The following is a 13,254-nucleotide window of genomic DNA, read 5'->3' on the forward strand; positions in this document are numbered from 1 at the left end:
CCTTTTGGTACGGATTTTTTTTATGAGTTAAATTTGTCTTTTTTATAGTCAATGTAAAGCGATCCGTCTGACTGAACCTCAGCGTAAAAGACGTCATCAATTGATTTGACTCCCGCTTTTTCGAGCTGCTTATGCAGCCAATTATTATCTACATGCAGGTCCTTCAACGCATCTTCATTCGCTTTTCCATCGTAAATAACGCCGGTTGAAGTGGGAAATAAAAGCGTTTTTGACCATGAGTTCGGCTTTTTATCTTGTTTTTGCATAACGGAAAGGTTTCCGTTGATTTCTAATATGGCGTATTCTACATCTTTTATGGAAAATACGTTTTGCTGCCTCAGCATGCCTAAAAGAGATTCAATATCTAGCCGCACTTGTTTTAATGCCTTTTCCATCACTTTCCCTTGCTTAATTACAATTTTAGGCTCACCGGTAATAAGATGCCGCGCTTTTTTCGATTTCATTCCAATATAGCCCATAGCGATCGTTAAAAATGTCCAACCTAGCAGTGAATAAACCCCTTTATCAATCTCCACTCGCTCATCGGTGGAGAGGGAAGAAGCGATATTACCAATCGTAATTGCTGTAATAAATGTAAATACATTTAACTGGCTAATTTCTGTTTTCCCCATGAGCCGCGTTAAAAGAAGCAGCACAAAAAATGAACAGGCGATTCGAAACGTCGATTCAGCATAGCCCATACATTTCACCCTTCCTTCATTTCATTGTTTTATGTTGTGAAAAAATAGAAATTTTATGCAGTTAAAAGGATAAATTCCATGCTTGTCTCCCAATCGCTTTTGCTTTTGCGCTACAATAAAGAAGCAACGTGTTTAACTAGACAAAAGAAGGTGAAACCATGAAACCATTTAAAGCCTCAGCCCTACTAGATGTTATCAGTGAATTGTTCTCCGATGAAGCGTCGATTGCCGTTTCAGATCTAGAAACGTACGTGTATTACCGAGCAAGCAAACGAATTAATTTGAAAATCAGCCCTGGAGATCAAATAAAAAAAGGAACGATTACATATAAAGCATTAGAACGAAAGCAAAAAGTATCGGAATTTATTCACCGAGACGTGTTCGGCACACCTTACTACGGCATGGCCGTGCCTTTTTTAGATGAAGGAGATGTTCAAGGATGCGTAACGGCGATTTTTCCTGCGTTAACGAGCGGAAAGTCAGTTGTGACGTTAAAGGTGAACGAAGGATGGATACCGGTTCCTTTCTCAAAAATCATCTACGTAGAAGCGCGTGACCGAAAAACCTATGTGTACGCACAGAAGTATACGGGTACGCATAAATACACGTTAAATGAATTTGATTATGTGCTTCCAAAAGAAGAGTTTGTGCGCTGTCATCGTTCCTTTATCGTCAATGTGACGCAAATTCAAGAAATTTATCCTGATACACATTCAACCTTTTTATTAGTGATGAACAATGGAGAAAAAATTCCGGTCAGTCAGTCGTACGCCAGTTATTTTCGAAAGCTGCTTGGGTTTTAACCGTCATTTAGCTTCATTATCATCAAATATGCTGTTTTGTCGCTATTTTTGTCCATTTCATTCCAAAAACTCTTGTGGACGCTTTCTTTACAGTAAAATGGTAAAAAGAGCAAAAACAAGGAGTGAAGAGAATGGAAAACGTACGTAATCGAATTAAGCATGAAGCATTACAGAATCGCGTTGTCTCTGCTGAAGAAGCAGCGTCTTGGATTCAAGATGGAATGACGCTTGGTCTAAGCGGTTTTACACGCGCGGGCGATGTCAAAGCTGTGCCGTTTGCGCTAGCGAAACGAGCGGAAACTGAGGCAATAAAAGTCAGCGTGTATACCGGTGCTTCACTTGGGTCAGATGTGGATAAGCTATTTGCAGAAAAAGGCATGTTAAACAAACGCCTGCCGTTTCAAGCGGATCCGACGATGCGTAAAAAAATTAATGAAGGTGAATTTCAGTTTATTGACCAGCATTTATCGCATACTTCTGAATGGGTGCGTTCAGGCGTGTTAGATTCAATAGATTTCGCTATTTTGGAAGCGGTTTCTATCACAGATGACGGAATGATGATTCCAACAACGTCAATCGGCAATTCAATGGTGTTTGCCGAGCATGCAAAATCAATTATTATTGAAATAAACACAGCGCAGCCAGAGCTGTTAGAAGGTATTCACGATCTGTATGATCCGGGCGCTCAAGGAAAGCGAGATGCAATTCCTTTGAAAAAATCCGATGATCGTATTGGTTCGTTAGGCATACCAATTGATTTAGATAAAGTAAAGGGTATTGTGTTTACAAATCAGCTAGATTCACCGTCTACAATTGTAGCACCTGACGAAGAAACGGTTGTGATGGCTCAAAATTTGATTTCATTTTTACGCCAAGAAATTACAGAAGGGCGATTAACTGAATCGCTTGCTCCTTTACAATCTGGAATTGGATCCGTGGCAAATGCCGTTTTCCACGGTTTGTTAGATTCTGAGTTTCATGATTTAGAAGTATATTCCGAAGTATTGCAGGACGCCGTGTTTGATTTATTTGACGCAGGAAAAGTTACGTTTGCTTCCTGCTGCTCGATTACGCTTTCAGCGGATAAAATGAAACAAGTTTTCTCTAATTTTGAAGCCTATCGAGATAAACTTATTCTTCGCCCGCAGGAAATTTCAAACCACCCAGAGATTATTCGTCGCTTAGGACTAATTTCCATTAACACTGCGCTAGAGCTAGACATTTACGGAAATGTTAATTCAACGCATGTGATGGGAACAAAAATGATGAATGGCATCGGAGGTTCAGGGGATTTTGCCCGAAATGCGCGTCTCGGCATTTTTGTAACAAAATCCATTGCTAAAAACGGTGATATTTCAAGCATAGTGCCGTTTGTTTCGCACGTTGATCATACGGAACACGATGTGGATGTCATTGTAACAGAGCAAGGGTACGCAGACTTACGCGGACTCGCTCCAAGAGAACGAGCAAAACGAATCATTGAAAATTGTGCACATCCAATGTACCGCGACCAGCTTATGGCGTATTACAAAGAAGCGCTCACGCGAGGCGGCCAAACACCGCACGTTCTTGAAAAAGCCTTTTCTTTTCATACGTCTTATCAAAAAAATGGAACGATGCGAGAAGTTGTAGGGCAAACAAATTAAAAAAACGCTTTGTCTCATGAGGAGACAAAGCGTTTTTTGCTGAGTAAGAAACTTGTGTTTGTTATCTCTTTGAATTACGATGAAAGGGAATACATAAAGAAAACGAGGTAACTTATATATGAAAGCATTAGTATTTGAAAGATTTGGAGGACCTGACGTTCTTCACTATCAAGATATACCGAATCCTTCTATTGGACCAACAGATGTACTAGTAAGAACAAAAGCAATTGGACTTAATTTTGCGGATGTGTACCGAAGAAAAGGGAACTACCATTTAACGGGTACACCTCCGTATATTTTAGGATATGAAGGAGCAGGTGTGGTAGAAGAAGTAGGAGCAGAAGTAAGTCACGTTAACGTAGGAGACCGCATTGCGTTTGCTGACGTTCCTTTTGCAAATGCAGAGCTTGTTGCCGTGCCACAGGATAAAATAATTGCTGTACCTGACGATATTTCGTTTGATGCAGCTGCTTCTGTGCTTTTGCAAGGGTTAACGGCTCACTATTTAACACAAGACAGCTACAGCATTCAGCCGGGTGATTATGTACTTGTTCACGCAGCTGCTGGAGGTGTAGGGCAGCTTTTAGTTCAAATTGCCAAGCTGTTAGGCGGACAGGTTATTGGCTTAACGTCATCTTCTGAAAAAGCAAAAGCAGCGGCTCAAGCAGGGGCTGACTATGTCTTTTTATACGAAGATAACTGGGTGGAACAAGTGAAAGAAGTAACGAAGCGAGGCGCAGATGTTGCCTACGAATCTGTAGGGGTTACGCTAGAAAAAAGCTTTGAAGCCGTAAAAACAGGAGGAACCGTGGTATTTTACGGAATGGCAGGAGGCGATCCGGATCCAGTGGATCCGCGTATGTTGATGGATACCTCTAAAACGCTTACAGGCGGAGATCTTTGGAACGTACTTGTATCTTATGAAGAACGCAAAGTACGAGCACAGCAGCTGTTTGAGTGGATCAGCAAAGGTCAGCTTGTGCTAACCGATCCTGTGGTATTTGACTTAAAAGACGGAGCAAAAGCACATGAGCTACTTGAAAGCCGGAAAAGTACAGGGAAAATTTTGTTAAGACCGTAAAAGAAAGGCCCTTTCGTCAAGGGCTTTTTTCTGTTAGTAAAGGAGAAATCAAGGAGCTGTCTAATATATATAGTAGAGAAGTAGAGTAAAAGAGGTGAAGGTCGATGAAACATGCATTAATTACGGCAGGTCATAAAGGTATCGGCAAAAAAGTAACAGAACAGTTTCTGAAAAAGCAGTATTCCGTCACTGTCCATTTTCGCAGTGATAAAAATAAAGTGCGAGAACTGCAAGAAGAATGGCATCAATATAGCGATAACGTACAGTTTGTAGAAGGAGATATAACAAATAAAGAAGATATTGAACATGTCGTTGCGCAGGCCATGGAGCGGTTTGGACGTATTGATGTTTTAATTAATAATGCAGGTCCGTATGTATTTGAAAGAAAAAAATTAATGGAGTACACAGACAGTGAATGGTATGAAATGGTGGAAGGGAATTTAAGCTCTGTTTTTCACTTTGTCAAAGCTGTTGTTCCTATTATGCAAAAGCAGCAGTTTGGAAGGATTATTACATACGGTTTTCAAGATGTAGAGCATACCCCTGGATGGATGGACCGCGCGGCTTTTAGTGCCGCTAAGTCAGGGCTGGCTTCTCTGACCAAATCGCTTGCTCTAGAAGTAGCCGAATACGGGATTACGGCCAATATGGTCTGTCCCGGAGATATTGTAGGAGACATGAAAGAAAGTGATATCATAAAAGCAAGATTACTAGAAGACAAGGAAACGCCTGTGGGCCGATCAGGTACGGGAGAAGACATTGCGCGTATTATTGAGTTTCTTTGTGATGAAAACTCAGATATGATTACAGGCAGCATTATATCTGCTTCGGGTGGAGTAGACGTTGTTCATAAAAGCAAAAAACAAGCCCCTGGCAGATAATGCAGGGGCTTGTACGTTACAGCAGCGATTCTCCGCCGTCAATAAACATTTCACTTCCGGTAATATGTTTGGACGCGTCAGAAGCTAAAAAGGAAATTAAATCTGCTACTTCTTCAGGCTTAGCCGAGCGTTTAGCAAGCGGCTGATTGCCGTTTGGATATTCAATTGGAATCGCGACTTCTTTTAATTTGTCTTCTTGACGGAATGTATTGCTTTCAATATTTGTATCAACTGCTCCTGGACAAATAACGTTAACGCGTATTCCGTATGTAGAAAGTTCAAGAGCTGCCATTTTGCCGAAGGCCATTTGGCCAGCCTTTGAGGAACTGTATGCGCTCATGCCGATGTTTGAAAATGTACGGTTGCCGTTAATCGAGCTAGTAATAATAACGCTTCCTCCCTGAGCTTTTAAATAAGGAATAGAATGCTTCACGGTTAAAAAAGTACTCGTTAAATTTGTATCAATTGTTTTTGTCCAATCTTCTGGTGATAGTTCTTCAATAGAAGAAAACGTACCGTTGATGCCTGCGTTAATAGAAACAATATGTAATTGACTCCATAAGCTGCTAATCGTTTCGATACTTTCTTTTATACTTTCAGAGTCAGATACGTCTGTTTTAATGGCTATACACTCTCCACCGCTCGCCATGATGGTCTCTTTTACTTCTTGTAATTTTTCTTCCTCTAAGTCTAAAAGAGCAACGCGCGCTCCTTGTTCAGCTAAGGTGATGGCTGAAGCGCGTCCAATTCCAGATGCCGCTCCCGTCACAAGCGCAACTTTTCCAGTTAATGCAATCATTTGTAACCCCTCCATATAAAAATGTTGTTTCCTTTCTTTAACCTATAAGAAGGAAATAAAAACCTCTTTTAAACTATTTGTGTTTAAATTTGCTAAAAGATGCCAAAAGGAAAAGAGAAAACAGCGGCGAATTATTAATATGACGCCAGAACACGAAAAAGGCTAATCTCAAATAGGCTTACTTGAGTAGCTAAAGATATACTCTGTCTTTTCAGAAGAATGTTTATATAAAATTTTACATCAGAGGGACTTGCAAATCGTTCCTTGAAAGCTTACACTAGTAAAGCACAGAAAAAGGACGGTGTTTTATGAAGAAGAAAGATAATGTGATTCCATTCCCGCAAAGAAGGGAAGCAGCTGCTTATGTTCCCGCTTCTATTAGCTTAGATAAGGATATTGTGGAGTTTTTAGAAATTATGAATTTTGAAGATCGAAATGATTTTTTAAATGAAATGATTGATTCATTTTTTAAATATGTAAAAGGTGAAGAAGACGAAGTAAGATAAAAAGTAACGTAAAGACATCCAAAGAGATGTTTTTTATTTTGTGACCAATTGCTTAAAATGCATGCTTAAGCCTCGTATAGTTATTTATGGTATAGTATACATTAGATACTATCTAGCAGGTGCAAATGCGAGGAGTGATAAGATGAGTGGATTTAAAAAAGACATTCGTGCCGGATTTGAAGAACCACACTCACTAGAACAATTAAAGCATGAAATGGAGCAAAGCCTGTGGAATTTAAGAAAAGATTTGCGAAATGAAAATCGTTCGGAAACGGAAATGGAAATGATTAAAATTTCTCTGCTGTCACTATTTGAGGAGCAGGCCAATAATTTGAGCAAAACGGAGCTCTCTGATTACCTTGCGGACTATCACAAAAGAGTCGAGCAATTATTCGACAGGTATAGCTATAAATAAGACAAGCATCCTTGTGGGATGCTTGTTTTTATTTGAGAAAAATTCGCTTGTATTCGTTGCGTTTCAGAGGTTTGGATACATATCCGTCAGCTTCTAGCTGATAAATAATGGTGGCAGCTGCATATACGCTAAAGGCATGATCAAGACCAAAGTAGTCTTGCAAGGCGGCGACGCTCACTTCCTCTTGAAAGATTTTACTGCGGTTCGATAAGACAATAGGGTAGACGTTTTTAACGATTTGCTTTGAAATTTCGAGTGTTAACATATTGAATCCCTCCTGTGTGAGTGTACATAACTAAAGGTATTCAGCGCATTGTACATTCATGAAAAAGGGAGCGATTACATTTTTAAAAGATAAAGAAAAGAGGAGTAAATGCCCATAAAATCAGATATTTTATCACTTTGTGGAACTTGTTTGAGAAGCTCAGTATTTTAGTGTATGACAAACATTTTCAAAAGTTCTATGGAATTATTAGGAGCAATTTAACTAAATCCACATATCTTAAAGTATAGCAAATGGAGGTGAAACACATGGGATACTACGGAGGTTACGGATACGGTTGTGGTTATGGCGGCGGTGGCTGCGGCGGCGGTTTCGCTTTAATCATTGTACTTTTCATCTTATTAATCATCATCGGCGCTTCTTGCTTCGGCGGCGGCTGGTGCTAATTATTAAAAAATGAGGACGATGCAACATCCACACTTTATTTCTTCAACTATTTCTTCCACAAAAGGTCTCTTCGGAATGAAGAGACTCTTTTAGTTTACTATTTATAATAACGTGTATAAACTACATGTTAAAAAAATTTATGCGTAGCTCTACATAAAAAAAAGACTCTGACTGAAATCAGAGTCTTTTTACTACTTATGCTTTTTGAACGTTAGCAGCTTGAGGTCCGCGTTGACCTTCTTCAACGTCGAATGTTACAGCTTGACCTTCGTCTAAAGATTTGAATCCTTCGCTTTGGATTGCTGAGAAATGTACGAATACATCGTCGCCGTTTTCGCGCTCGATAAATCCGAAACCTTTTTCTGCGTTAAACCATTTTACTGTACCTTTTTCCATGAATGTTGCCTCCTCGTGTGCTATGCACACATTGTATTACTATCCTTGCTCATGATCAAAATCTTTAAGACGAAAGTATTCACCTATCGATTGTTGCCGAACAAAAATAATTCTTCTTATAGAATAGCAAAAGATAATGATAATTGCAAGGAATGAAGAAAATTTAACGAAGATGTTGTCTTCCTTTAACGAAAGAAAACGAAAATTATACGGCTGAAAATAAGTAAGAAAGAGCGTATCAGGTCACACTATCTCTATATATAAGAAGAAAGGGGTAGTCATATGTTTAAACAAAAAGCTGGAGAAAAACTGATTGAACTGCTAATTGAATGGGGCGTTGATCATATTTACGGCATGCCAGGAGACTCCATTAATTCAATTATTGAACCGCTTCGCAAAGCCCAGGATAAAATTAAATTTATTCAAGTAAGGCATGAAGAAGCGGGAGCTCTCGCAGCAGCTGCATATGCGAAGCTAACGGGTAAAATCGGTGTATGCACGGCTATTGCCGGACCGGGAGCAATTCATTTACTAAATGGTTTATATGATGCCAAATTAGACAAAGCGCCCGTTTTAGCACTTACGGGGCAAGTAGAATCAGATCTCATCGGCAGCGATGCGTTTCAAGAAATTAATTTAGAGAGAATGTTCGATGACGTGGCTGTATATAACCAGCGAGTCATGTCCGCTGAGCAGCTTCCGACTGTTGTTAATCAAGCGATTCGAACAGCTTATGCTAAAAAAGGTGTGGCTGTGTTAACCATTCCCGATGATATTCCTCGTTTTGAAGTTGGATCAGAAGCACGAGAAACATCAAGCATCATTGTCAAGCAAGACATTTTCCCCCATAGAGAAGATCTTGAAAAAGCAAAAGATTTGATTGGTAAAGCGGAAAGTCCGGTTATCCTAGCCGGTCGAGGCACACATGAAATGAGAGAAGAGCTGCTTGCATTTGCAGAAAAAATCGCAGCACCTATTGTCCTTACGCTTCCTGGAAAAGGCGCAATACCGGATGAGCATCCATATTGTCTTGGAGGACTTGGATTAATCGGGACAAAGCCAGCGTATGAAGCAATGCAAGAAGCGGATACGCTTATCATGATTGGGACGTCCTATCCGTTTACAGGCTTTTTGCCAGACCATGCAAAAACGATTCATATTGATATTGATCCTGCACAAATTGGCAAAAGATATCCTGTAGATGCAGGGCTTGCAGGAGAAGCGAAAGCAACGGTTCAGTGGTTTTTAGAAAACGTTGGCCGCTCAGAGCATCGCCAGTTTTTAGAGCAAAGTCAAGAACGTATGAAAAAGTGGTGGAATCAGCTTGATACCCAAGAAGCCAAAGAAAGTGTACCTATCAAGCCTCAGCGAGTGATTCGAGCGCTTCAGCACGTAGCGGATGATAACTCGGTCTTGTCTGTAGATGTAGGAAACGTCACAGTATGGATGGCGCGTCATTTTCGTATGACAAATCAGCAGTTTGTAATTTCAAGCTGGCTAGCAACTCTCGGCTGCGGGCTACCGGGCGCAATTGCTGGAAAAATTGCTTATCCCGAGAAGCAGGTGTTTGCGATATGTGGAGACGGCGGCTTTGCTATGACAATGGCAGATTTTATTACAGCCGTTAAATACAATCTTCCGCTAGTCGTAGTGCTATTTAATAATCATAAAATCGGCATGATTAAATTTGAACAAGAAGTAATGGGAAATGCTGAATTTGGGACGGATTTAACAAACCCGAATTTTGCTAGGTATGCAGATATCTGCGGAGGTGTTGGCTACCGAGTAGAAAAGGAAGACGAGCTGCTTCCGGCTTTTGAAAGTGCAGTTAGACAGAATAAACCGTGCATTATCGATGTAATCGTCGATGCAAATGAAGCGCCTATGCCAGCAAAGATTACGCTAGGGCAAGCAACAGGGTATGCCAAGCACATGGTGAAAGAATTGTTTCAAGAAGGCAAGCTAGATTTGCCTCCTCTATAAAAAAGAGGCTGTGACAAAAGTATTTTAGTAAAGATCCGAACGATGAACCGAGATTCTTAATGGAGAATCAACTTCGTTCGGATTTTTTATTGTGATGGTGAATATAATTTAATTAACAATAAAATTATTATGTAAACTTAAGTGCTAGCAAATGAAAAGTAATGATATCATATTTTTTGTAAAGTGGATGAGCAAAAAAACGCTGAATTGGATGGTCTTTTTTTATAAAACTTCTTTAAGATAAGAGAGATAAAGGATAAACTACTAATAAGAAAGTTTAAATGTAAGGACTGACGCCGCATGAACTGGAAACCAGATCGCGCTAGCAAAAAAGCGATTTATAAACAAATTGCAGAATATATTGAAAGCTGTATTTCATCGGGAGCGTTTCCGCCGGATTCTATGCTGCCATCAGAACGAACGCTTGCCGCTGAGCTAAACGTGAACAGGAGTACGGTAGTAGCTGCTTATGAAGAGCTGCAGGCACTTGGAATCGTAGAACGTAAAAAAGGAAGCGGCACGCGAGTTAGTTCGAGCATCTGGGGAATTTCCCGAAAACGTATTCCAAACTGGGGGAGATATGTAGAAGACGGTTCATTTCTGCCTAATTTGCCGCTCGTACAGCGAATCAGAAGCGAGGCTTTGCGAACAGATTTTGTGAACTTAGCCAGCGGAGAATTAGCGCCTAGCTTATTTCCAAGTGAAGATTTTCAGCGAATATTAGCGGGCATGCCGTTTAATGAGCATTTAGGCTATGATCATCCTCACGGTAATGAACGTTTGCGTGACGCTATTGCTGCTCATGTTCATGAGTACCGGAAAATCTCCACCGATGCTAATTCCATTTTAATCACATCAGGTGCACAGCAAGCACTTCATTTGATTGTTCAGTGTTTGTTAAAACCAGGAGATGCAGTAGCGATTGAAGATCCGTCCTATAGCTATTCACTGCCGCTTTTTCAATCAGCAGGTTTACGAACGTTTTTGCTGCCTGTAGATAAAAATGGAGCCAACCCGGAGGACTTAGTAGAATTACATAAAAAGCATCGCATTCGTATGGTTTTTTTAAATCCGTATTATCAAAACCCGACTGGTATTGTGTTATCAGAAGCGCGCCGAAAGCGGTTTTTAGAGCTTTCTTCAGAATACGGCATTCCGCTTATTGAAGATGATCCTTATTCACTCACGGCATTTGACGGAAATGTACATCAAACGCTGAAATCGATGGACGAGAACGGAAATGTCCTCTATATCAGCTCGCTTTCTAAAATCGTGGCATCGGGGCTTCGAATTGGCTGGATAGTGGGGCCAGAGCAAGTGATTCAGCGCCTGGCAGACGCTAAGCAGCAAATCGACTTTGGGCACAGCATCTTTCCGCAGTGGATTGCTTATCAATTCTTAGATTCTCCTACGTTTTCTTCGCATATTGAAAAGCTTAGACAAGAGCTCAAAAAGCAAGAGTATGCCCTGTCGTCGAGTCTGAACGAATTGCTCGGATCAAAAGTATCTTTCGATTCACCTCAAGGCGGGATTCACTTATGGTGCAAAGTGAATCAGCCGGTCGATGACTATCGTCTATTGGAAGAATCGCTTAAAAAAGGAGTAGCCTTTGTCCCAGGAAGCGTGCTGAGTTCTCAAAGCGGAGCTATTCGCTTTACGTTCGGCAGAGGGGAAGAAGAGGTCATTCGAGAAGGAATTAAACGATTTGCGAGCGCCCTAGAGAGTCTGGAATAGCTATAAACATAGGTAAACGTACCGGATGAAAGTTTTATTTTATTATTTCGTATAGATTGTTATGATCTTGTGCTATACTAAGAGTACCATTAACTTTACTTCTGTATTTGTACCGACTGGCCCTGTTGAAAAACAGGGCTTTTTTATGTTTGTACACAAAAAAACAGATCCTTTAAAGGATCTGTTTCTGATATGTTGTGTTTCTTATGCTTTTTGAACGTTAGCAGCTTGAGGTCCGCGTTGACCTTGTTCTACGTCAAATGTTACAGCTTGACCTTCGTCTAAAGATTTGAAGCCTTCGCTTTGGATTGCTGAGAAGTGTACGAATACATCGTCTCCACCTTCGCGCTCGATGAATCCAAAACCTTTTTCTGCGTTAAACCATTTTACTTTACCTTGTTCCATAATTGTTGCCTCCTCGTGCGGACTCGCACATTGTGGTACTATTCTTGCTCAAATCTAAAGACGAAAAGTGACAATACTCATACATCCCCACCGAACAAAAATAATTCTCTTACATCTTAGCAGAAATTTCCTATACTTGCAAGCGCTTTATTTAAAAACCATCCGTGTTTTTTTGACAAGTTTTTCATAAGGCGCGTCTAAAAAATGTCACATTTTGAACATTTTAGAAAGGCTATTCTTTGTATTCGCTTTTACTGTAGTTATATAATAATGAAAATATGGTTTTTCTAAAGGTAGAAAACAAGTATAAATGTACATACTGAGTGCTGAAATGGAGTGGTAAAGATGAAGGTAGGTTTAATTGGTTTAGGGAACATGGGATTACCGATGGCGGAAAATATGATAAAAGCGGGTCATGAACTTGTGATTTATAACCGCACAGCTTCAAAAGCAGAAAGTCTTGTGAAAAAAGGAGCAAAGGTAGTGGAGACACCCGCTCAAGCAGCGCAAGAAGCGAATCTTGTCTTTACGATTCTTTCCAATGACGAGGCTTTAGAAGAAGTAACGATGTCACAAGACGGTATACTTGCAGGCCTCCAAGAAGGCGGTATTCACGTTTCTGTGAGTACCATTAGCGTAGATTTGTCCGAAAAATTAACAAGCGCACATGCTGCATCAGGACAGCATTTTGTTGCAGCGACTGTTTTAGGTCGCCCTGACGCAGCAGCAGCTGCGGCTCTCAAAGTAATAGTGGCAGGTAATAAAGAAGCAAGAGAGCACGTTTGGCCGCTGTTTGAAGCGATTGGTCAAACTATTTTTACTGTAGGAGACGAGCCTTACTTATCAAATGTAGCTAAGCTTGGCAATAATTTTTTATTAGTATCGATGTTAGAAGCCATTTCTGAAGCAGTAGTCATGGTAGAGCAGTATGGCATGGAAGCGGAGCAGTTTCTTGAAGTGGTTAACAGCTTATTTGCATCTCCTGTGTATAAAAATTACGGCAATTTAATTGCTAAAAGAGACTTTGATCCAGCCGGATTCAAGCTGGAGCTTGGACTAAAAGATGTAAACTTGGCTATTGATGCAGCCAAAAAAGTGTCCGCTCCGCTTCCGTTAGGAGAGCTTGTGAAAGGTCATTATGAACAAGGAATTGAAAATGGCTGGGGTCATTTAGACTGGTCGGCGTTACTAAAAACAGTTGAAGCTCTAAAAAAAGATAACTAAAAAGACGAAA

General features: G+C 40.4%; 15 protein-coding genes. 10 read left to right on the top strand and 5 right to left on the bottom strand.

From position 1 onward, the window contains the following. Positions 1-20: 20 nt before the first annotated feature. Positions 21-701, bottom strand: coding sequence for a DUF421 domain-containing protein (locus ACH6EI_RS10790; protein WP_098999542.1), 681 nt, complete (start codon positions 699-701; stop codon positions 21-23). Between the two features lie 158 nt (positions 702-859). Here ACH6EI_RS10790 and ACH6EI_RS10795 point away from each other — a divergent pair, with 158 nt between their 5' ends. The 4 genes from ACH6EI_RS10795 to ACH6EI_RS10810 all read left to right on the top strand — a co-directional run bounded on the left by ACH6EI_RS10795 (position 860) and on the right by ACH6EI_RS10810 (position 5,112). Beyond that, positions 860-1,504, top strand: coding sequence for a LytTR family DNA-binding domain-containing protein (locus ACH6EI_RS10795; RefSeq protein ID WP_014459738.1), 645 nt, complete (start codon positions 860-862; stop codon positions 1,502-1,504). 131 nt (positions 1,505-1,635) lie between these two features. Beyond that, entirely contained in the window at positions 1,636-3,150 is a 1,515-nt protein-coding gene (gene scpC, locus ACH6EI_RS10800; RefSeq protein WP_108674778.1) for a succinyl-CoA:acetate CoA-transferase ScpC, read from the top strand. A 118-nt stretch (positions 3,151-3,268) separates the two neighbouring features. Continuing rightward, positions 3,269-4,231 carry a quinone oxidoreductase family protein gene (locus tag ACH6EI_RS10805; protein WP_098999544.1) on the top strand — a complete coding sequence of 321 codons (963 nt, stop codon included), beginning with the start codon at positions 3,269-3,271 and terminating at the stop codon, positions 4,229-4,231. A 104-nt stretch (positions 4,232-4,335) separates the two neighbouring features. Then, positions 4,336-5,112, top strand: coding sequence for an SDR family oxidoreductase (locus ACH6EI_RS10810; RefSeq protein WP_098999545.1), 777 nt, complete (start codon positions 4,336-4,338; stop codon positions 5,110-5,112). A gap of 16 nt (positions 5,113-5,128) precedes the next feature. Here ACH6EI_RS10810 and ACH6EI_RS10815 read toward each other — a convergent pair whose 3' ends face one another. After that, positions 5,129-5,911 (bottom strand): SDR family oxidoreductase, encoded by a 783-nt coding sequence (locus ACH6EI_RS10815; RefSeq protein WP_048019146.1) that lies wholly within the window; start codon positions 5,909-5,911, stop codon positions 5,129-5,131. A gap of 308 nt (positions 5,912-6,219) precedes the next feature. Between ACH6EI_RS10815 and ACH6EI_RS10820 the strand changes: the two genes are divergently transcribed. After that, positions 6,220-6,417 (top strand): hypothetical protein, encoded by a 198-nt coding sequence (locus ACH6EI_RS10820; RefSeq protein WP_014459743.1) that lies wholly within the window; start codon positions 6,220-6,222, stop codon positions 6,415-6,417. Between the two features lie 142 nt (positions 6,418-6,559). Then, complete coding sequence (locus ACH6EI_RS10825; protein ID WP_045292176.1) at positions 6,560-6,832, top strand: hypothetical protein; 273 nt, start codon at positions 6,560-6,562, stop codon at positions 6,830-6,832. A 28-nt stretch (positions 6,833-6,860) separates the two neighbouring features. Here the strand turns inward: ACH6EI_RS10825 and ACH6EI_RS10830 are convergent, their stop codons facing one another. Further along, the gene (locus tag ACH6EI_RS10830; RefSeq protein WP_108674777.1) at positions 6,861-7,097 is read right to left on the bottom strand and encodes a hypothetical protein; all 237 of its coding nucleotides are present in this window, start codon (positions 7,095-7,097) and stop codon (positions 6,861-6,863) included. A 266-nt stretch (positions 7,098-7,363) separates the two neighbouring features. Here ACH6EI_RS10830 and yjcZ point away from each other — a divergent pair, with 266 nt between their 5' ends. Further along, positions 7,364-7,501 carry a sporulation protein YjcZ gene (gene yjcZ / locus ACH6EI_RS10835; protein WP_013057409.1) on the top strand — a complete coding sequence of 46 codons (138 nt, stop codon included), beginning with the start codon at positions 7,364-7,366 and terminating at the stop codon, positions 7,499-7,501. Between the two features lie 196 nt (positions 7,502-7,697). On the opposite strand, the gene ACH6EI_RS10840 is transcribed toward yjcZ, so the two are convergent. Next, on the bottom strand, positions 7,698-7,898 hold the full coding sequence (locus ACH6EI_RS10840) for a cold-shock protein (protein WP_013057408.1): 201 nt from the start codon (positions 7,896-7,898) through the stop codon (positions 7,698-7,700). A gap of 282 nt (positions 7,899-8,180) precedes the next feature. Here ACH6EI_RS10840 and ACH6EI_RS10845 point away from each other — a divergent pair, with 282 nt between their 5' ends. Together ACH6EI_RS10845 and pdxR are read left to right on the top strand one after the other, a co-directional pair. Next, a complete protein-coding gene (locus tag ACH6EI_RS10845) occupies positions 8,181-9,881 on the top strand; it encodes a pyruvate oxidase (protein ID WP_108674776.1) in 1,701 nt (566 codons plus the stop codon). A 300-nt stretch (positions 9,882-10,181) separates the two neighbouring features. Next, on the top strand, positions 10,182-11,615 hold the full coding sequence (pdxR, locus tag ACH6EI_RS10850) for a MocR-like pyridoxine biosynthesis transcription factor PdxR (RefSeq protein WP_108674775.1): 1,434 nt from the start codon (positions 10,182-10,184) through the stop codon (positions 11,613-11,615). Positions 11,616-11,819: 204 nt separating this feature from the next. On the opposite strand, the gene ACH6EI_RS10855 is transcribed toward pdxR, so the two are convergent. Next, the gene (locus tag ACH6EI_RS10855) at positions 11,820-12,020 is read right to left on the bottom strand and encodes a cold-shock protein (protein ID WP_013057405.1); all 201 of its coding nucleotides are present in this window, start codon (positions 12,018-12,020) and stop codon (positions 11,820-11,822) included. Between the two features lie 345 nt (positions 12,021-12,365). Between ACH6EI_RS10855 and ACH6EI_RS10860 the strand changes: the two genes are divergently transcribed. Beyond that, complete coding sequence (locus tag ACH6EI_RS10860) at positions 12,366-13,244, top strand: NAD(P)-dependent oxidoreductase (protein ID WP_108674774.1); 879 nt, start codon at positions 12,366-12,368, stop codon at positions 13,242-13,244. The last annotated feature ends 10 nt before the right edge of the window (positions 13,245-13,254 follow it).

Origin of the sequence: Priestia sp. JSM ZJ58, assembly GCF_044383985.1 — a bacterium.
Classification (GTDB): domain Bacteria; phylum Bacillota; class Bacilli; order Bacillales; family Bacillaceae_H; genus Priestia; species Priestia zanthoxyli.